We start from the raw sequence: 21,735 nt of genomic DNA on the forward strand, positions 1-21,735 counted from the left end.
TATTTGAATATATTTGTTTCTTTTTATTTAATTGAATATTTTTATTTTATTGTAACATATTTATATTTTATCTTGTAATTTTTTAACTTATGAATTCAGAAAAAATTAATATTGTCAGATCTATAGAGCAAATGGATTCTGAGCTATTTGAAATGTTGCTCAATGTTGGTAAGACATATCAATATGTCAGAAAATCAGTTTTTGTCAATAAGATTAATGACGTTTTTAATGAATTAATTGAGGGTGGTGATACCATGCTAAACTCCTATCCAGGTATCTGTAAAAGTAATGATTGTAATAATAGATTTTGTTCTGGATATAGATTTGTTGGTAATGTTTCCAATAAGTATTTTGAACTAATATTTAATGAAAGCAGAAATGAAGTTGATGACATTTTTCAATGCTTTGGTCTGGAATTGGACAACCCTGAAGTAGAAAAAGGAGAACGTATTTCTTATAGAATTGATGCTGAATACCAAGATTATTTTTTATTGAATTCTGATTTTCAAGAGAAGAAGAAAGTTTATATAGTTGCTATGGAGGAATTGAATCAATATAATGATACTGCAATGCCCTTTTATGTGCTTGCGACTTGGGTTAATAGGTATAGCGAATTTTTTGATTCACTTTCAAATGTCAGTATCTTGCTCAATACATTTGATTCTTTTAAAAGTATTTACATTCGACTTAGATTTTTGGCTAATAGCTACAAGAGAAACCTCGAAGCTAAATTAGCTTATGAGCAATATTTATTGCTTGATCTAGATAATGAAAAATCTATTTTGCGTTGGTTAGTTGATCATGAAAAATTGGGAGCTGAGTTTCACCAATTTGATGTTTTTAACATTTCAAAAAATGGAAATGATGAAATTGATGGCTTGAAAAAGGGTGAGATCAATATTGCTGTTGAAAATTTTAGAAATTGTATTAATTTCCATTTTGCTTTCCAAGAACATATACATAAAATGAAAAATATGTATTATGTTGAGTATGATAATCCAAATGATCTACCTTATTATATAGATGATGTACGAATTCTTAGTGATGAAGAATCTGAATTCAATGGATCACTAAGATTGCAATTGATTAAGGGTGGGGTGGAGTTTTAAATGATTTATTTTTGATTAAAAAGAAAAGGGGCTTTTATGCCCCTTATTCTAATTTGGTTATCTTCCAATTCCCCATTTTTCATATTCAATCTCAACTATTCCCTTGATTCCAACTTCTTGTTCAAGTATACGTTCCATTGCCTCTTTAACAGTTTCTTCATTTCCTAGAGTAGTTGCTATTCCATCATGCAAAGTTATTAATGGTATGTTTGGATTATTCTTCTTTAAGTCCTTACAGATCAAGTCTAAAACAGCTTGGCTCTCCATTTTTTGGAGTATTCTAGCAAGACAATTTCCTTGATAATTGTTAAGGTTTTTAGTCTGACCTTTAGTTTTCTTAAAACCATAGTTTATCATTGAGAAGAATTTTACTACTTCAGGAAAGTGCAGTTCCATAATTTGTCTTCCTAGTTGATTTTTATATCTAGGTGGATTGAAAAACACTTTAAATACTTCCCTTTTTGCTTCTTCTCTACTCCATGTTTTACCAGTTAACTTTTGCAGCTCATCAACCATAAATTCATAAAAATAACCATACGCAACAAGATTAATATACCTAATTGTTGAATCAAGAAAATCCCTACTATGAAATTTTACTAACATATTGTATACTATACAGTAAACCCAATCTAACTCAGTCCCCTGATAGTGACTTATCTGATCTAAAACTACTTTTTCAAATTTTTTTGGATTCAGGAATAAGCCAACACTAAAGTATGGTTGTGAATTCTTTATGTCACAAGCTACCAATCTCTCTCCATTTACTCTCAGGTGCTTTCTAAGCTCCTTTTTAACAGATACAGCACTTGTATGTAGTCTGAATGAAGTCTTGTCTTGATTGAAATAAAACTGCTTCTCATGGATTTTACAAAGAGCATTTTGCCAGCTGCTAATTTTATCCATTGCAATTTTAAATGTTACTACTCTTAAGACATTCTTAGGCATTCCAAAATATCTACTATTCTTGCCTCGTATTCTGTTTTCATTTGAAATATCTAACTTAGCTGCATCAGAAGCAAGCTTTCTCATTCCTACAGATGTAGTATCTGCTATTGCATTCTTATAATTATCTATTTGTAAGTTTATTAGATCATTATATAGATCTAGATATTTGGTCTTAGTGTTAGCATTTATTTTTCCAACTTTGATTTTATTTACTAAAACCTTGTCAGTAACTTCATAATTCTTTATGCCTTTTCCTCTATACTTATTACCTATTTTATAAGCTCTAGATTTTAAACCAATTGTATAAGTCTTATCACTTTTAATTATGTGATTTATCTCCATCCAATCTATATAGATCTTATAATCCCTAATTGCTTTTTGCATTGTTTTTGAGTTCATTCTAACAAATCCATTTTCTGAATTAGTTAACTTCTTTAAATGCTGTCTATCTATTATCTGAGAGACTATATAAGCTACCTTATCTGATTGTTGATGTATATTATTAGCACATTTTATAACTGGAATATGGGACTCTCTAATGAGCCCCCTTATTTCCATATTAATAGGAATATTTACATTTGCTGTTTTATCCTTTAAGCTTACCACCTTTTTAGGAGTAGGTTTTACTCCTTTTGGTTTTATTAAATATAATACTATCATGGCCATTGTCTTATTTGATAATTTGGATCCCATTCATTAATATCTCCACCTTTTTTGTCTATAAGTCCATGAAATTTAGCTAGATGATTTCCTACTTGTTTCAAAAAAAATGGTATATTATATTGCTTGCAATCATCAATGATTTTTTTGATCCATTTTAAATCACACGGTCTATAACAATACTTTATACCTGGAGTCCCAACTGGAGCATCACCAGACTCACCACCAGCAATAATCCAATCCATTTTCTGGAAAGCATTAATTAATTTTTGGTTTGCAATGAAATCTATTTGTCCTATCAATGGTTCTGCACTTATAAACAGTTTGAATTTACTTTGTGGTGTTTTAAGCTTAGATAAAGTCACCATTCTATTTATTACTTTCTGTTCTTCAATTGATGTACCTAGAATTACATTTGGATACCCATTTCCCCAATCTGCTGGTAGGCAATGTTTAATCCTTCCAACCCTTTTTGTAAGAATTAAATATGTATGCTGTGGTGTATTTCTAATTATATCCCATGCTTCATCTCTCCATGGATCTGCTTCTTCAATAAAAAAATCAGACATACTGCAAGTGAAAATTTTCTGATTACCTGCAATTCCATATGGTTTCATAAATTGTGAGGGGAATGACTTACATACTAAACTTGAATTATTGTTATTCAATATTCTATGCATATAGCAATTGTCACATCCTGCAGATACTCTTCTGCATCCCATCCATGGATTCCATGAGTAATCAGACCATTGTATATGTGTTTTATTCATGTTGCCCTCCTTTTTTTAATTGTGTAAAATCAGTTACAACCATATGTCTATCTAAGTATTCATCAATGCTTATTCTGAGTACATACACCTTATGTCCATCAACTGCATATTTCAATTCATGATTTTTACGTAACTGAAACATCTTAGTTCTCTTAATGCCTAATATCTCTTGTGCTTGGGCAAGAGTTACCCATTTATGTAGATTATTTTCTGCCATAATTAAATAGATTTTAGCCTTGAATTTTTATGTTCAAAGCAGTTTTAAAAAGAAATTTTGTTTGTAGATTGTTTTCTTTTCGAAAACCATCTTTAATTTTATGGACTTTAATAATTAGTCCACCCATTAAAATGGTAATTAGATCTATTTAGATAGATATTTCTTAGGCTCCAGAGTCCCCTTAATGCAATATTGACTTGGATGGCGGTGGGTTCATATTTTTAATAAGCTTGCCAGACTTTTCTAGGCAGTTTTGGGCTTTATATTCAAAAAGACAATATTTTTATTGATAAAGTTCATCTAGTTTTATTTTTTTTATTAATTTTTTTTATTTTTATATTGTGTCATATAGTAATGCAGCTTTATTTTTTTGATTATCAACAACTTGAACATATTGACTAGTCATTAAAATTGATTTATGACCACCAAGTTCTTTTAATGTTTCTATCCCAATACCTAATTGAATGCCTAAACAGAAGAAGGTATGTCTGCTTTCATGCCAACTAAATTTTCTTGTTAAACTAGCAGATAGACATATTTCTTTCAATCTTGTATTCATAATTACATTAGTACTTTCAATTCTCTTTGATAAATGATCTTTATCTTTTTGTAGATCTGTTTCTTCAATTATTCCAAAAATAGGCACATTGTCGCCAGACACTGTGAAATTTATTAATGATTGAGCCTTTTTATTTAATTCAACGTTTACCAGATTTCCAGTTTTGCCCATATGATATGATAGTCTATAAACTATGTTTTGGCCATGATATTCTTTTTTGATTGATTTCATTGTTAAACTTACCATATCTCCATACCTCATACCTGTATATATACAGAATAGGAATGGTTTTAGTATTTTGGCATCACATGGGTTTGTTAACAAATGATGTTCTAATAGCTTGATTTCTTCTATTGTTAGATACTTCTTTTGTGAGCTACCTTTAACTACTTTAAATCCTCTTATTTTATTGGTTTTAACAATACCAGCATCTAAACCATGATTAACAATTCTCTTTAGGCACTTAATTTTAGCATGTATCGTACTTTTAACTGTTGTATGATTTTTGATATACCAAGCATTGAATTTTGTTAACCACTCCTTATCTATATCTTCTAGAAGTACATCTTTATCAAAAGCACTTATAAATTTTGAAATGGCTTTATAATTTTTTCTTGTACCATAAGCTAAATTTAAATCTTTAACAAAGTTTGCCTCACAGTATGATATAGCTGTTGGTTTTGTTACTACAGCAGTTTTGGAGATTTTGCCAAAGAGGAAATCTCTTATTTCTGTTGGTTTTATTTTTACACCTTCTACAATTCTTTTATGTATTTCTCCTTCAGCCTTCAATTTTAACCCTTCTAGTTGGCTGTTTATAATACTATGTCCTTTTACTTTTTGTTTGGAATCATCCCATTGGTCAGGTTTTAATTTTACAGATGGTACAGTTATCTCAACTCTGTCTTTACCACTTGCTATTATCATCCTTAAAGGCGCTAAACCACTTTTGTTTACTTTGTTTGTTCTTAATAAAAATCTAATTACTGACATTATATTTTATTTTATGATTAAAAAAGGGTCTCATTAGGGTCTCACTTTTGGTGATCCTTAGAGATTAACTACAATCCTTAATGAACATATTAAGTTCATGTAAATGTGTAATTAATTAACTGTCAGTTTATTATGGTTTATTAGCGTTTATTGGTGTTTACTGTTTTTTGTAGTGTGAATCCCAAACAGATCACTTTAAACCCTTGTAAGTCATTGATTTGCAAGGGTTTTTTGTTTTTTATTAAATTTCAATATTCATTTTTCATCCTATTTACGTTATCCATGTTGTGATAGATTTATTACATTTACCCAATAAATAGTCAATAAATATTCACCCTTGCTGATTCCCCAATACCGATTCCCCAATACCGATTCCCCAATACCGATTCCCCAATACCGATTCCCCATTAACCATTAACCATTAACCATTAACCATTAACCATTAACCATTAACCATTACCCCTTAACCCTTAAACATTACAATTCACTTTTTACGTATCTTTGGCCTATGATGAAATACATCTTTTTACTCCTTGCTTTGTTGATAGGGGCAACTTCCTTTTCTCAAAAACCGAATATGAAAACACTGCATGATTTTACGGCCAAAACGATTGATGGCAAAGACTTTAATTTTAGTAGCCTTAAAGGCAAAAAGGTATTGATCGTAAATACGGCATCACAATGTGGATATACACCCCAATATGCTGAATTGGAAGCCTTGTATAAAGAATTCGGTGGTGACCAATTTACCATTATCGGATTCCCATCTAATGACTTTGGCGCTCAGGAACCTGGGACAAATGAAGAAATAGCCACATTTTGTACCGTGAATTTTGGGGTTACTTTTCCCATGATGTCTAAAATTTCAGTAAAAGGTGAAGACATGGTTCCGCTGTATCATTGGTTGACTTCCAAAGCTGAAAATGGGGTAGCGGATACCGAAGTCAAATGGAATTTTCAAAAATACCTTATTGATGAACAAGGACAATGGTATGCTATGGTTGGATATAAAGAAAGTCCAAAATGTGAGAAGATTTTAAACTGGATCAAACCATGAGCTTAGATTTATATCGTGGAATTATTGTTTCAGAAAACGGTATTTTCTAATTTTAAGTATGGATTCCGATATGATGATTTGAGCCTTAGAAAGGAAATTTATTTTTCATGTATAGAAAATTAAATATTGAAAAAATAATTGATGCGATTCATTTAATTTCACTAAGAATTAATGATCGATTTCCCGAATCCGGATTGCTAAAAGTGTGCAACGAGTTAAAAGCTTTGGCGATAATCAGCAAACAAAATATTGAGAGCGTAGATAAACCTTATGCATATTTTAGACTAGCATTTTATTTATTGATCTTGATTGCCGCGGCCTCCATATTTTATACTTTTTCTCAATTAAAAGTGGATGAATCCATTACAACTATACAGAATTTTGTAACCGTAAGCGAAGCCATGATCAATGAAATAGCCATGATTGGAGCCTCATTTTATTTCTTATACAAATTGGAAGATATCCTAAAACAGAAAATTATTTTAAAGGCTTTAAATGAATTGAGGACAATAGCACATGTCATCGATATGCATCAATTGACCAAAGATCCATCTTATATGCTTGTAGAACGAACAGAGCATTCACCCACGAGAGAACTAACGAAGAATGATTTAAGCAGGTATTTGGATTATTGTTCTGAAATGCTTTCGTTAACCTCGAAAGTTGCAGCTATATATGGGAATAACAATAGAGATCAGATGATCCTCACTACGATCCATGACATCGAGATACTTTGTTCAAGTCTCTCCGGAAAAATATGGCAAAAAATCGGCTTGAATAATTTGCAAAAGTGAGATGATATTTAGCTGATATACCCTATGTTGGCTTTATGAAAATCATTTTGGAATATCCTAATTTTTTATTTTTTGAAATCCATGTTTAAACCAAGTTATTAATCAGGAGTCTATAGATCATCTACAACAATAATTAGCTCACTTTTTAAAAATTTAGTTATGAAAATGTATGGAATAATTGGCTTGCTGATGGCCTTGGTAATGTTAAGTTCATGCCGAAAAGATTTGGACCTTTTTAGTAATGGATTTACCACAGTTTCTGAAGACTATACCACCCAGCAAGATATACTCGAATCCAATGAAACAGAAATCTCCGAACAAATCGAAAACGGTTTATTAGCTGTGTCTAGCAGGAGTTTCCCGACCCGAACCTGGTCCAATCCAAAAGGAACTTACCCAAATATCCTTACTATAGATTATGGTACTACCGGAGTGACTGGTCCTTATGGAAGAGTTCGTCGTGGTAAGTTGATCATTCAGATTTCCGCCCCACTCAATACACCAGGGTCTGTTAGAACAGTTAGTCATGATCAATTTTATATTGATGATGTAAAGGTGGATGGTACCGTAACACTAATCAATCAGGGATTAAATACTAAAGGTCAAAATACATTTCTTAGGAATGTATCTAATAGGGTCCTAAGCTTTCCTTCAGGAAAAAGTATAAGTTGGAATGCAACACAATATATTACCCATCTGGAAGGATTGAATACGCCATTAATCAAACTGGATGATGTATATTCCACAAGTGGAACTTCAGAAGGTGTAAATCGTGAAGGAAAACCATTTAGTGTGAATACCAGTGAACCTCTAATAACAAAATTCACATGCGCCTATATTGTAGATGGATTGATTTCTGTAACATTTGATTTGAAAACAGTGAGTATAGATTATGGCGATGGAATCTGTAATAACACCGCAACTCTAATCTTACCTGATGGTAGTACCAGAGAAATAAGCATTAGACGCTGGTGGTAAAAAATATTGATTAAGCTCTAGAAAGCCAAGAGTAATATTTCTTGGCTTTTTTTATGTAATGTTTTTCATAAGGTTTCATTGTTATCATCATTGGGGATGATAATTTCAGGTATTTCCAATGTTGATTCTGCTGCAGGAAGCATTTCTACATTCCTTAATTCACGATTGATTGCTCGCGTCCGGGTACCTACTACATCATCTAATTGTCCCAACCCGGTTTGAATATTTTTTTGAGCTTTTTCTAACAATCCTCCAAAGTTTTCGAATTCTTTTTTGACGGTTCCCAATACTTTCCACACTTCACTACTTCTTTTTTGTAATGCCAGTGTTCGGAATCCCATTTGTAGGCTATTAAGTATGGCCATTAGGGTTGTAGGCCCTGCTACGGTTATTTTAAATTCAGTTCTCAATTGATCTATCAGAGAACTCCTTCGAATCACTTCTGCATAAATACTTTCAAAGGGGAGAAACATGATGGCGAAGTCTGTTGTATGGGGTGGATCCAAATATTTATCTCTAATGTCTTTGGCCATTTTTTTTATGACCATTTCTAAATTTTTGGTAGCTGTTTCTATGTCATCCGGTATGGCGTTTTCATAGGCTGCAATCAAATGTTCATAAGTGTCTTTTGGAAATTTAGCGTCAATGGGCAAATAGACAAAACTGCTTTCATCCTCACTTCGTCCAGGTAATTTGATGGCAAACTCAACAGGGTCGTTACTTCCTTTTTTAGTTCTTACATTAGCATCATATTGACTCGGGGCAAGAATTTGTTCTAGTAACAAAGCCAACTGAACTTCTCCAACACCACCTCGTAACTTGACGTTGCTCAACACTTTTTTTAAACCGCCAACATCTGTAGCAATCGTTTGCATTTCACCTAAGCCTTTTTGCACTTCTATCAATTGCTTTCCGACGGTCTCGAAACTTTGACCCAAGCGATCACTTAAGGTTTTTTCCAACTTCTCTTCGACAGTAACTCGAATGCTCTCCAGTTTTGTTTCAGTGCTTTTTACCAATTCATTTTGTTTGACATCCATCAGACCAAATTTTTCTCGTTGGAGATCATTGAATGACCTGATGTTTTGATCGAACGTTTCCTGAAATCCTTTGAAGGCAGAAAGCAATGTTTCTCTGATGAGTTGGTAATCTGCTTTAGCTTGTACATTTATTTTTTCCAACTGCTCAATATTTGAATTGGATAATAGATGCATATTTTTATTAAGTTCTTCCCGATTAGTTTTATTGTTTTCATCCATTTTTGAAATCAACGCTCCGACTTTTTCATCCAGCGTTTTATTTATTTCTTTTAATGCAAATTGACTTTGGTCCGAAATATTTTTTAAAGTAAAATTTAATTCGATTCGGTTGTCTTTTGCTATGGTAGCATTTTCCTCACGATTGATTCTAAAATCTTCTTTTAAGTTGTTTTCTATTTTTGTTAAATTCGATTGTAATTCGATGATTTTGGCTTTGATAAAAGGAAGGTCATTACTGCTTTTGTTGAGAAAGAAGATGAATAACACGATGACAACACTGAGTAATATGCCTATGATATATATGATGTAGGTATCCATATTATTGATGATTTAATCCATATGAGTGTAAAATCTATTATTTAAAGTGTTGAAGATAAGGCATAAAGTTAATTTTTTATTTGAATTCAAAGTATGATGCAATGTATTTGATTTTTTTATATAATCAATATATAGTTATGTATTCCACTCATCTTAAAACATTTCTTATGGTGTAGTACTTTCAAGTATAGATTTGGATGATGCAAAGAGTGTAAAAAGGCCATAATAAAACCATGCTATTCGTGTTCGTCAATTATTTTACGTGTTTCATGTATTCTTTTGGCCATTTCGTCATCATATTATTATATGTTTTAATATGATAAGCATTAGTTCAAAGCTAAAAGGATACTTTTGTCCCTTATTATAATACATTGACTTCTCGTGTTATATAAAAAAATGGAGCTAATATTTTATCAAAAATCGAATGTGTATGACCCAACTTATGATTAAAACAGTTTTCAAAAATGTTGCATTGTCTATAATCTTGTTCTTATTTATTTTAAATTCAACTTTTGGACAAAAAATCAACCTAATTGGTAAAGTTGTTGATTCAAAAAATAAGCAAGGCTTAGAAGATGTTTATGTTCAAATTAAAGGGAGTAGTTTATCTACCGCTACCAACACGCTTGGAGAATTTTCTTTTTCAATAGACGATAAATTTCCAATCATTTTATCGTTCAACTACATCGGCTACACACCTCAGGAGATCTCTGTAAATTCTGGTGATTTTATAACCGTAGCATTAGAAGAAAAGCGAAATGATTTAGAGGAAATATTAATCGTAAGTGGATATACAGTGCAGAAGAAAAGTGAATTTTCAGGAGCTGTGGCTAATATAGGTAGTAAGCAACTGTTAACACGACCTGCTGTTAGTTTTGATCAACTCTTAGGTGGTTTAGCTCCAGGTGTGGATATCATTCAACCGACTAATATTCTAAACAACACACCGGTAATGAGAATCCGGGGAATCAATTCGATTACATCGGGATTATTTCCATTGGTAGTAGTCGATGGTGTCAGTTTATTCACCGGATATATAGGTGGTGCAATTGGTAATAATCCACTATCCGATATTAACCCTAATGACATTCAGTCTATTGATATATTGAAAGATGCATCATCTGCTGCGATTTATGGATCCAGAGCAGCTAATGGTGTAATGGTGATCACCACTAAGAGAGGTAAAAGAGGTAGAGTAAAAGTTAATTATGATAATTTCTTAAGTGTTAGTACACCTTACAATTTACCTGAATTATTAAATGCGGAAGACTATGTGATGATCAAGAATGAAGCTATGGTAAATTCAGGACGTGCGCCCGGTTATGTATTGATGAAGAATCCTGATGGTAGTACAGTAAATACCAACTGGTATGATGTGGCATATCGTCCAGGGATTTCCCACGGACACAATGTAAGTATTGCAGGTGCTAATAATTCGACGACCTACTTTTTTTCTCTAGGTTATAACAATCAGAATAATTTTATTAAGTACAATAGTTTTGAAAGGTACTCAACCCGATTGAATATAGATAATCAATTGAACAAATATATAAAAATTGGAACCAACGTCAGTTATAGCAATGGTTTAAATATCGGCCCATTAACTGGTGCTATTCCGAGTAACACCTTATCATCTTCTGCATACAATTCACAATATATTACAAATGAACCCTTAGCAAGGATGACTTATGTCTTACCGTCCAATGTACCAGTTTACAATCCGGATGGTTCTTATGCTATTCAAAACGGAAACAGCGTGGGTTATGGCTTGAATAACCCCAGCACGATCGGAACTATCAATGCCTACAATCTCGCTTACGTTCAGAAGTATGATATAAACTCTTCAGAAAATAACAGTCTAATTGGAAATGTATTTGGAGAAATAAACCTTTTGAAAAACTTAAAATTCAGGACAAGTTATGCACTCAATAATTTGTTGAGTGAAAACAAATCTTTTATGAATCCTATCCATGGTGGAGGTGCTTCATCTAATGGCGTGGCAAGTAATATTTTTACAAAATACAATAGATTTGATTGGGTCAATACATTAAACTTTAACCAAAGTTTTGGTCCAAAAAATAATGTCGGTTTACTAGTAGGTTATGAACGAATTAAAACATCCATTGATTCATGGGGTGCACAACGATCCAATATTTCTGATCCTTATTACACCAATTATCAGGGAGGTTTTGTAAATATTTCACCGATCGGAAATGTATATTCTGAAAATGCATTACTTTCTTACTTTTCGAATTTAACGTATGACTTTTCAAAAAAATATTTTGTAAGTTTAAATTTTAGAAGGGATGGTTTATCTGCTTTGGCTGATGGAAATAAATTTGGAAATTTTGGTGGTGGATCTTTGGGATGGAATGTTTATAATGAATCATTTTTTCAAAATAGCTCACTCCAAAATATTTTTGGAAATTTAAAACTAAGAGGAAGTTATGGTATCGTTGGAAATAGTGAAATAGGGGATTATCCCGCTATTGGAGCATACACATCGGCTACATATGGTGGTGCACCGACATTGGTATATGCACAAGCAGCGAATCCGGATCTTAAATGGGAAACCAGTAAGAAATTGGATGTGGGAATTAATTTTTCAATATTAAAAGAAAAAATAAATATTGAATTTGATTATTATAAAAATTTAATCGATGGTTTAATTCTAAAAGCACCACAAGCTCTTTCCGCCGGTATACCAGGTAATTATATCAATGCCAATGTTGGTAGCATGTTTAATGAAGGAATTGAATTGGGAATAAATGGTAATGTTATTCATAAAGGCCATTTTAAATGGGATATAAATCTTAATTTTTCAACTTTAAAAAATAAAGTAACTTCCTTAGTAAGTGATGTATATGTTCCAAGCATTTTTGGGGTGCAGAATATGACCCGTGTAGGTTATTCTGTGGGTTCTATTTTTGCAGTTCCAACACTTGGTGTTAATCCGGACAACGGATTAATGATGTTTGTCAACAGTGAAGGAAAAACTGTGCAATACAATCATATAGGTTCACCAAGATGGACTTATTTAGACGGTACTGCTGCACCTGCTATCGATAATTACAAAGATGGTGTCATGCAAGGTCCATCTTTACCTAAATATTTTGGAGGTCTTAATAGTAATATGAGTTATAGAAATTTTGAATTAAATATCAATCTGACTTTTGTTGGTGGCAATCAACTCTACAACGGTACACGAGCTACAAATTCAGATCAAAGATATTTTAATAATGGGACATTTATAAAGGATAGATGGACTACTCCGGGACAAAAAACCGAGATCCAAAAGTTGCAATACGGTGATAATGTATCTGCCGGATTTTCATTTTCAGCAACATCTAAAGTTGAAAAAGGTGATTATTTGAAACTTAAGAACATAACTTTAGCATATAATGTACCGATCAAAAAAGAATATTTCAGAAATAAATTTGCATCAGCACGAGTCTATGTTCAAGCCATTAATTTATATACATTAACCAAGTATAGGGGATCTGATCCTGAAGTTTCGATCAATGGAAATTCAATACATTCTGGAAAAGATCAAAATGTTCCACCCAATGCTCAGGTATTCTCAGTAGGGATGAACATCGGATTTTAATTATTGATTCAGATTACAAATTATTAAAATGAAAAACATGAAAACAACAATATATATCAAACTAACAATACTTGCTTTTCTTACTTCTTTTTTGACCTCATGCCAGGGCGATTTTTTAGACACAGTGCCTTCCACAAGTATAAGTGAAACAGAAGCATTTAATACGCCTGGTAAAATTCAAGGGCAAGTCAATAATTTATATGCTCAATTGCAAAATCCAAATTTTTATGGTGGTCGATATATTGTTTTTAATGAACAACGTGGTGATGAATTTGGTCAAAATGATGGAAATGCTGCAACGGGTTCAGCAGTGTGGAATCAAAATGTTGCTACTACCAATGAATATATAAATAATGTTTGGTCTGCAGCCTATACAGCTATTAATGCATCAAATATTCTAATCAATAAATTAGCATCAACAAAAGTAGTGTCAGACAGTGTAGCTAAATTATATACAGCTGAAGCTAAATATGTTCGAGCACTTTCTTATTTAAGTTTAGTTCAAACTTATGCAAAGCCATTTAATTTAGATAAAAATGCATTGGGAGTTCCATTAAGACTAGCACCGATTACTTCAGCTGGAAATAATGATCTCAAAAGAAGTACTGTAGAAGAAGTATATACTCAAATCATTAAAGATTTGAATGAGGCTGAGAATGATTTGCCAACGTCCTATAGCACTTCATATCTTAATACTTCAAGAGCGCATAAGGCTACTGCTATTGCATTGAAGACCAGAGTTTATCTCAATATGTCTCAATATCAGAATGTATTGAATGAAGGATCTAAAATAGTGCCCGGTGTAGCTCCTTTTCGCTATAGTGCCGGTGCTGTAACACATGCCTTGGAAGCTAATATTCTGAATGTATTTACAGGAAGCTATACCGGAACTGAAGCTATATTTTCAATTCCTTTTGCAAATTCCACTACTGAAACGCCTCCATCCCAGTTTTCACTTGCTTTTAATTATTTGTCCCAACCGATCATTTTTTTAGCTACGCTTGGTATAGTTGGGAATCCTGCTTTTTCAGATAATCAAGATGCCAGATCTACATTAATTACGTTTGATGCAGCAAAACATAAAGTATTGAAGAAATTTGCTATTTCTACAGCACCATTTAGAGACTATGTACCGGTCATTCGATATGCTGAGGTTTTATTAAATTGTTCAGAAGCAGCAGCTAAATTAAATGATATCAATTATTCAGTAGAATTATTAAAAGCAGTTAGAAATCGTTCCAACCCAAACTATGTTTTTCCAGCTGAGGAACTACAAGGACCAGACAAAATAATTGAAACCATAATTACCGAACGCCGAATAGAATTATTAGGTGAAGGATTTAGGTTGATGGATTTGCAACGATTGACCAAAACGCTTCCGGCAAAGACTGGAAGTATCGGGACAGCTCCTGAAGTGTTGGTTACGGCTAAAAATTATATTTGGCCTATTCCGAGCGGAGAATTATCTACCAATAAATTATGTGAACCAAATTAGACTGATTGATATTGGGTTTGATGATACTTATGAATAAGAGAGAAGTCGATTAATACGCATGGATGTGCTTAAACTTTTATCGAGCCAATATTAGCTTATTCAAAATTCTATTGCTTTCTTGAACTTGTTGGAAATAACTTATGTTCTTTGCATAACAAAAATTTCCAACATGATTTTTTTCGCTTTAGCTCTTATTGCCTTGGCAGCATTTTTAGTATTAACTCAACGAGATAAGCATCCTAATCTCCAACAAATGGGTCGATATTTTAGAGTTGCTAGTTTTATTTTACTTGCCTTAGGTTTTTTTACTTCTTGTTTTGTTCAAATTGAAGCTGGGTATATCGGCGTAAAGTCTCTGTTTGGTAAGATTCAGGAAGATGTGCTTTACCCGGGCTTGCATGTCATTAACCCGCTACTTACCATAACACAAATGGATACCAAAACGCAAAATTATACCATGAGCGGGGTTCATGATGAAGGAACCAAGTCAGGAGATGATGCTATAAGAGCCTTGACTAAAGATGGACTTGAGGTTGTTATTGATGTTACAGTTCTTTATAGAATTATTGCCAATTCAGCTCCAAAGATCATCAATGAAACAGGTGTGGATTATCAGGATAAAGTGATCAGACCTACAGCCAGAACCAAGATTAGAGACTATACCGTTTATTATGATGCCGTAGAATTATATTCCAGTAAAAGAGATGCCTTTCAATTGCAGATTTTTAAAAGTATAGAAATCGATTTTGCTTCACGTGGTTTAGTCTTAGAACAATTAATGGTTAGAAATATTAGTCTTCCAACACCGGTTAAAACTGCGATTGAAGATAAAATTCGTGCTGAGCAAGATGCACAAAAAATGCAATTTGTATTACAAAAAGAACGGCAAGAAGCCGAACGAAAAAGGGTAGAAGCACAAGGTATCGCCGATTACCAAAAAATTATCAATACAGGTTTGACCGATAAACAATTGGAGTACGAAATGATCAAAGCTTACAAAGAATTAGCTACATCACAAAATGCTAAAGTCATCGTCATGAATGGTAAAAATGCACCCTTATTAATTAATGGTAATTAATGTAATATTTTATTTATGAGCACACACAAAGTATTGAAGGGTGGAGAATTTCTAATCAAAGACACGCCCTATAAAAATAATTTTATTCCTGAAGATCTTAGTGAAGAACAACTCATGATTCGCCAATCAGTTCGTGAGTTTGTGGAATCAGAAATTTGGGTCAAGGGACATATATTGGCTTCTCAGGTTGATTTATTGGAAAAAGCAGCATCTATGGGATTGTTGGGTGCTCATATTCCGGAGGAGTATGGCGGTTCACCTATGGATACCCATTCCAATACTTTGATTTCAGAAGAATTAGGTCGCGGAGATGCTTCATTCAATACCACACTGGCGGCTCATACCGGAATTGGGATGTTACCCATTTTATATTTTGGTTCTGAAGCATTGAAATTGAAATATTTGCCTGGATTGAGTAATGGAACGTTGAAAGCCTCCTATTGCCTTACAGAGCCGAGCTCGGGTAGTGACGCACTGAGTGCCAAAACCAAAGCTGAAAGATCGGCGGATGGTAGCGAGTTTATATTAACAGGGCAAAAGATGTGGATTTCCAATGCGGGATTTGCCGATGTTTTTATCGTTTTTGCCCAAGTTGATGGTGATAAATTTACTGGATTTTTAGTTGAAAAAAATTCGCCGGGCTTAACCTTAGGTGAAGAAGAACATAAATTGGGAATCAAAGGCTCTTCAACCCGACAAGTATTCTTAGATCAAGTACATGTCCCTAAAGAACATGTATTGGGTGAAATTGGTAAAGGTCATTTGATAGCCTTCAATGTACTTAATATAGGTCGTTATAAATTGGGGACCATGGCGATGGGTGGTTGTAAAAAATGCATTGACATAGCCGTCCGTTATGCAAATGAGAGAGTACAATTCGGACATCCAATTTCCGCTTATGGAGCCATGCAGTATAAGATAGCTGAATCGGTCATCAGAACCTTTGTTTTAGAATCAACAGTGTATCGTGTTAGTGATTTAATGGATGATCAGAAATTGGATTCCATGGCAGCAGGTAAAAATTTTGCACAAGCTATGCTTGAATCTGCTGAAGAATACGCTGTAGAGTGCGCTATCATTAAAATCTACGGATCAGAAGTGCTGGATTACGTCGTTGATGAAATGCTTCAGATACATGGAGGATATGGATATAGCGAAGAATATTTGCCTGCGCGTACATACAGAGATGCGCGGATCAATAGAATTTATGAGGGGACGAATGAGATCAATCGAATGTTGATCATCAATATGATCTTACGTCGCACGATGAAAGGTGAATTAGATCTGGTGGGCCCAGCCTGGGAAGTTCAAAAGGAATTAACGGGATTACCAAATATGGAAATTCCTGAAGGTAAATACGGGCTCGAACGTAGAACAATTCATGATTTTAAGAAATTGTCATTAATGGTTGCCGGGGCCGCTGTTAAATATCAAATTGATGGTAAGCACGATCTCAAAGATCAACAAGAAATATTGATGAATGTCGCAGATATCTTGATGGATTTATATAATTCAGAATCGGTATTACTTCGAATTCAAAAATTAGCAGACACCAAATCTGAAGAAGAAATGACATTGTATGAAAACATCATGAAGGTGTTTATTTGGGATGCACAATCACGATTGGTTAAAAATGCTCAAGACGCTTTGGCCTCATTTGCCCTGGGTGATGAATTGCGAATCATGATGATGGGCATTAAACGGTTCGCCAGATATGAAGCCATTAATGTGAAAGAGAAAAGAAGACAAATTGCAAAAATGGTTATTGAAAAAAATCAATATTGTTTTTAGTCAGTAAATTCAATTTATCCTAATTTGTCAATAATAAATGCACAAACCAATCCAATGACAGCACCATAATAATGGGCATCATGGTCTATACCATCATTTGAATTTTTTGCCGCCCACCAGGAATATATAAGATATAAGACACCCATTAAAAGCGCAGGTAATGGAAGGATTCCATAAAGAGATAGGGTAGAAAAGGGAAAATGGTAAATGTATACAAACAGAATTCCTGATATAGCCCCGGATGCGCCTATACTTGCATAAGAAGCATTGTTTTGTTGTTTGAGGTATGTCGGAAGACAAGATAAAATCAGTATGATTAAATACAGCGTTAGGTAGACCATCATGCCAGGTATTTGACCAAATTGCATGATCATCATTTTTTCAACAACAAAACCAAATTGGTATAACACAAACGCATTGAGTAATAAGTGCATCCAACTTCCATGTACAAATCCGCAGGTTATCCATCGGTAATAGGATTTATCTCTGTGTTCTAAATAGGGATAATGTCGACAGGCTTCAATGACACTATAGTTTGTAAATCCGGAATAGGAAATCAATAACATGGCAGCTAGTAAAGATACCGTTACTAATGGAAATAATTCATTCATGGTGATATGGTAAATGGTGTAAAATACTTTGAGCTCTGTACAATTGTTCTACAAATATAAGTCGAATGAGTTGGTGTGAAAAAGTAAAGTCTGAAAAGGATAAAAGCATTTGTGCTTGGTTCCGGAAAGCAGGTGTAAATCCATAAGCTCCACCAATAATAAAAATAATGCGATGCAGACTATTATTTTGCAATTGTTCTAAATGTTGGGCGAATTTAATGGATGTAAATTTTAATCCTCGTTCATCTAATAATATAATATAATCTTTTCGAAAATCTATTTTTTTAAGAAGTTGTGATTCTTCTTCCTGTTGGATGATGAGTTGATCTTTTTTTTCTTTCGCATTTGGAAATTCAAGGGTATTGAATTTGCATAAATGTCGAATGCGCTTAATATAATCAGCTATCCCAACATCAAGATATCCGAATTGTGTTTTTCCTGTCCACCAAAGTTGATATTCCATTTACTTAATATTCGTGAGTACGATATATTGATAAGGATTTAGAGTATAAGATTTATTTTTCTCAAAATTAGTTAAGGCTCTTGTGAAAAATTCTAGACGTTGTATGTAGTCATTTTTTAAAGTGAATGACTGAACTTGGTTGGTAAGATTGGCCATGACTACGATGGATGCCTCCCCATGCTTTCGTTCGAATGCAAGGACATGTGTCGCGTCAGAAATGATCACAGGCAGGTTATCTTGTATAGACTGTATAGCTGGATTATCTACACGATGGATGAACAGCGATCGGAAAAAATCTCTGGAAAAAAATTTATTAAAAACAATGGCTTGATTGGAATAAGGATTAATTCTATCAAACATCGGTTCTTCCTGTCCATTCATTATCATTGGAATGCCTCCTGTTAATATACTCAATACGCTGCATAATTTATAAAAGCCATAGAAACGTTGGGTTTCCGTACCATCTTTATTATTCAACAACGCGTTTTGGTTGAATAGTATGGAAGCATTTTTGAATGTTGCCTTTTCATTGATTTCCATCAATGATTTAAAATCTTGTGAAGTGCAAGTGTTATCTACCATTTTAATAAATAAATGATAGAGATCATAATTGAAATAGCTATCAAAATATCCACGTTCCACAAATTCAGGGGTATTGGAACCACTAACCAAATAGAATTTTTTAGAATTTATTTTTGATCCCAACAGATTCAAAAAAGATTCAGGAAATTGATCTGCATTCATGAGTACAAAACCATCTAATGGAAAGTCCTTCATCCAATGTTCTAATATATGTATCAGTTTTTTTTGTAAAGTTTTATGTTCTAAATTAAAACGAATGTAATCTTGATTGAATGCAGTATCATTTTTTGCTTGAGATGATTTATAAAATTCAGGATATTCTTTTCTCCATGGATGATTTGGAGTGGTATAGGTCAGGTTAAATTCTAATAGTACTTTAATGTTAAAATGATGCGCTGAATCTATAAGTGTTTTGAAATCGTGATCTGTTCCAAGTGCTGGATCTATGGTAAGAAATTCTGAGCAGGCATAAGGATCTCCTGGATTATAGGCGTTATTAATATCTAGTGTTGTGAATATGGGTAAAATGGAGATGGCTGAAACGTATTGATTTCTTAATCGAGCTAGTTCTTGTGTAATTCCTTTTAAATTATGTTGAGGCGTAAATTGCTTGGGCATTATTTCATAAATGGCAGCTGTCTTGGTCCACTCAGGAGGTTCGGTTTTAATCAATTTGGTTTGGGTACATGATGATGATACCATTAGAAGTAATACTGAAATATAATTGATCAAATGCATGCAGAATATAATTATTGATTTAAAATGCTTTGTCGTTCGGGAAACAATTGGTTGATTTCTTGTGTATATATCTTCATATGTTCTTTCGAGCCCTGGGTTAAAAGGTGAGATTTTATTTTATCCATAAACTGAAAAGCTGGAGCTCCAACATATTGATTTAAATGATTTTTTGTCAGTTTAACAAACAATTGAATCATTTTTTGAGGCTCGGAATTTAATAATCGGTGATCATATTTCATGATGGTTTCTATTTGATCCAATTTTGATAATTCTTCAAATAGAAAATGATCTTGGTTCGTGTTATTTAATAAATCCAACAAATAATGTTTTGCATGGGTAGCTTGGTGATTGCATTCTTCGATATATTTTTGAATTTCTGTTGGTTCAGGATTCGCACTGGTCATCCATATTTGACCAAAAGCTAAATGTTGAAATTGTAATGAATAAATTCTTGACCATTTATTCAGTTTGTCCGTCTCTTGTTCTATTATTAATAATTTGAGATAGGCATCAGCTGCAAAAAGTTTAACATCCATGGAAGGATGTTTAGCTACAAAATACTCAAAAAATTTAGCCGATTCTTTTACCTGAGAACGATCTTTAATATATTGAATTAAGCTAAGCCAATGTGGTGAAGGAATGCGATCAAATAATTGATATTGGTCTATGATTTTTATAAATGCATTCGTTGGAAATAGTTTAGCTAGAAACAAAATAGGGGTAATACCTTCCCTAAAAAAATGAGGTTCCGTATTTATTTTATCTTCTATTAATTGGATCGTCCGTGTTTTATAATTTTTTTCTTGAAAACAAAAAATAAGTAATTGGAATAAATTTTCTTCATCAAATAATATATAATAGTTGTTTTTACTCAATGAAGTATGTAAGAGTGTGTAAATGGTTTCTCGCAAATCGGGAGCTTTAATACCTTTGATGAGTTGAAATAGGACCAGGTGTAATTTTTGAATAACTAGTTTAAGTTTATCCGTATTGATATCTTGATATTGTAAAAGCCATTTATAAGATTGAATCACTGCAGCCAACATGGATTGAACAGGTAAATACACTTCTCCATTGATAAATTGTTGTATACCGATATCATATAAAGTGTCGAGTAGTGCTAATTGTTGTTTATAATGTTTAACTTTTGAAAATGCAGAGAGGTCTTTTCCGGAAATGGTAAAATAATCCAATGCTTCGAGGTATGAATCATAAATGTGTTCTTCGGATTCATGATGAAGAAAGGCTAATCTTGCCCAGGCATTTAAGCTTGGATGAATTTTGAGGCTAATATTGATAAATCGGATTAATTCATCTTGTGGAACTATGGATAATTTCTGAATGATTTGTGCTCGACTCTCCAGTTTTATTACCGGATTGGAAGCTTTGTTTTTTTCTTGGACTATATTGATATAATGCCAGTAAGCTAAAGTCCACGCATGAATACAGGGATTGATTCTATTACCTTGCCCACAGGCACAATTTATTTTCTTGACATTATTTTTACCATAACTCATCTCGCATTCGATAAGCATATCTTCTGCTTTGAGATGATAATTCCAGGTATCCTTAGAAGTCTGTATGGCTTTTTTGATTTGGCCTCCTTGTATCCAATGCTTTATTTTACCAAGCCGCTCCTCTGTTATACTAAATTCTATACTATCTAGTTGTATTTTCATTAATTCGGCTTAGACTTATGTTTTTTATAAAT

The 21,735-nt window shown here is 33.1% G+C and carries 17 protein-coding genes; 8 read left to right on the forward strand and 9 right to left on the reverse strand.

Going from position 1 to position 21,735, the window contains the following annotated elements; translation table 11 throughout:
- The first annotated feature begins 89 nt into the window (after positions 1-89).
- Positions 90-1,109 (forward strand): hypothetical protein, encoded by a 1,020-nt coding sequence (locus IPK88_12550; GenBank protein ID MBK8244249.1) that lies wholly within the window; start codon positions 90-92, stop codon positions 1,107-1,109.
- A 57-nt stretch (positions 1,110-1,166) separates the two neighbouring features.
- On the opposite strand, the gene IPK88_12555 is transcribed toward IPK88_12550, so the two are convergent.
- From IPK88_12555 to IPK88_12570, 4 genes are all read right to left on the reverse strand, one after another.
- Positions 1,167-2,747 (reverse strand): hypothetical protein, encoded by a 1,581-nt coding sequence (locus tag IPK88_12555; protein ID MBK8244250.1) that lies wholly within the window; start codon positions 2,745-2,747, stop codon positions 1,167-1,169.
- A complete protein-coding gene (locus IPK88_12560) occupies positions 2,711-3,484 on the reverse strand; it encodes a DUF5131 family protein (GenBank protein ID MBK8244251.1) in 774 nt (257 codons plus the stop codon). The genes IPK88_12555 and IPK88_12560 overlap by 37 nt, the downstream gene beginning before the upstream one ends.
- On the reverse strand, positions 3,477-3,701 hold the full coding sequence (locus tag IPK88_12565; GenBank protein MBK8244252.1) for a helix-turn-helix domain-containing protein: 225 nt from the start codon (positions 3,699-3,701) through the stop codon (positions 3,477-3,479). Before IPK88_12565 ends, IPK88_12560 begins: the two co-directional genes overlap by 8 nt.
- Positions 3,702-4,035: 334 nt before the next feature.
- Positions 4,036-5,253 carry a tyrosine-type recombinase/integrase gene (locus tag IPK88_12570; protein MBK8244253.1) on the reverse strand — a complete coding sequence of 406 codons (1,218 nt, stop codon included), beginning with the start codon at positions 5,251-5,253 and terminating at the stop codon, positions 4,036-4,038.
- 508 nt (positions 5,254-5,761) lie between these two features.
- Between IPK88_12570 and IPK88_12575 the strand changes: the two genes are divergently transcribed.
- The 3 genes from IPK88_12575 to IPK88_12585 all read left to right on the forward strand — a co-directional run bounded on the left by IPK88_12575 (position 5,762) and on the right by IPK88_12585 (position 8,082).
- Positions 5,762-6,310: a glutathione peroxidase gene (locus tag IPK88_12575; GenBank protein ID MBK8244254.1), complete on the forward strand. Its 549-nt coding sequence runs from the start codon at positions 5,762-5,764 to the stop codon at positions 6,308-6,310.
- Positions 6,311-6,417: 107 nt separating this feature from the next.
- Complete coding sequence (locus tag IPK88_12580) at positions 6,418-7,104, forward strand: hypothetical protein (protein ID MBK8244255.1); 687 nt, start codon at positions 6,418-6,420, stop codon at positions 7,102-7,104.
- Between the two features lie 159 nt (positions 7,105-7,263).
- Complete coding sequence (locus IPK88_12585; GenBank protein ID MBK8244256.1) at positions 7,264-8,082, forward strand: hypothetical protein; 819 nt, start codon at positions 7,264-7,266, stop codon at positions 8,080-8,082.
- 65 nt (positions 8,083-8,147) lie between these two features.
- Here the strand turns inward: IPK88_12585 and rmuC are convergent, their stop codons facing one another.
- Positions 8,148-9,341, reverse strand: a complete 1,194-nt coding sequence (rmuC, locus tag IPK88_12590) for a DNA recombination protein RmuC (protein MBK8244257.1) — start codon at positions 9,339-9,341, stop codon at positions 8,148-8,150.
- Positions 9,342-10,089: 748 nt separating this feature from the next.
- Here rmuC and IPK88_12595 point away from each other — a divergent pair.
- From IPK88_12595 to IPK88_12610, 4 genes are all read left to right on the forward strand, one after another.
- On the forward strand, positions 10,090-13,266 hold the full coding sequence (locus tag IPK88_12595; GenBank protein ID MBK8244258.1) for a SusC/RagA family TonB-linked outer membrane protein: 3,177 nt from the start codon (positions 10,090-10,092) through the stop codon (positions 13,264-13,266).
- 37 nt (positions 13,267-13,303) lie between these two features.
- The gene (locus tag IPK88_12600; GenBank protein ID MBK8244259.1) at positions 13,304-14,761 is read left to right on the forward strand and encodes a RagB/SusD family nutrient uptake outer membrane protein; all 1,458 of its coding nucleotides are present in this window, start codon (positions 13,304-13,306) and stop codon (positions 14,759-14,761) included.
- Between the two features lie 169 nt (positions 14,762-14,930).
- Positions 14,931-15,839 carry a prohibitin family protein gene (locus IPK88_12605; protein MBK8244260.1) on the forward strand — a complete coding sequence of 303 codons (909 nt, stop codon included), beginning with the start codon at positions 14,931-14,933 and terminating at the stop codon, positions 15,837-15,839.
- A gap of 15 nt (positions 15,840-15,854) precedes the next feature.
- Positions 15,855-17,630: an acyl-CoA dehydrogenase family protein gene (locus IPK88_12610; GenBank protein MBK8244261.1), complete on the forward strand. Its 1,776-nt coding sequence runs from the start codon at positions 15,855-15,857 to the stop codon at positions 17,628-17,630.
- Between the two features lie 14 nt (positions 17,631-17,644).
- Here the strand turns inward: IPK88_12610 and IPK88_12615 are convergent, their stop codons facing one another.
- The 4 genes from IPK88_12615 to IPK88_12630 are packed head-to-tail and all read right to left on the reverse strand — an operon-like array spanning position 17,645 to position 21,703.
- On the reverse strand, positions 17,645-18,241 hold the full coding sequence (locus tag IPK88_12615) for a rhomboid family intramembrane serine protease (protein ID MBK8244262.1): 597 nt from the start codon (positions 18,239-18,241) through the stop codon (positions 17,645-17,647).
- Positions 18,234-18,704 carry a 23S rRNA (pseudouridine(1915)-N(3))-methyltransferase RlmH gene (locus IPK88_12620; GenBank protein MBK8244263.1) on the reverse strand — a complete coding sequence of 157 codons (471 nt, stop codon included), beginning with the start codon at positions 18,702-18,704 and terminating at the stop codon, positions 18,234-18,236. The genes IPK88_12615 and IPK88_12620 overlap by 8 nt, the downstream gene beginning before the upstream one ends.
- Positions 18,705-20,024: a hypothetical protein gene (locus IPK88_12625; protein ID MBK8244264.1), complete on the reverse strand. Its 1,320-nt coding sequence runs from the start codon at positions 20,022-20,024 to the stop codon at positions 18,705-18,707.
- An 11-nt stretch (positions 20,025-20,035) separates the two neighbouring features.
- On the reverse strand, positions 20,036-21,703 hold the full coding sequence (locus IPK88_12630; GenBank protein MBK8244265.1) for a hypothetical protein: 1,668 nt from the start codon (positions 21,701-21,703) through the stop codon (positions 20,036-20,038).
- Between the last annotated feature and the right edge of the window lie 32 nt (positions 21,704-21,735).

This window comes from Candidatus Defluviibacterium haderslevense, from assembly GCA_016712225.1.
GTDB lineage: Bacteria > Bacteroidota > Bacteroidia > Chitinophagales > Saprospiraceae > Vicinibacter > Vicinibacter haderslevensis.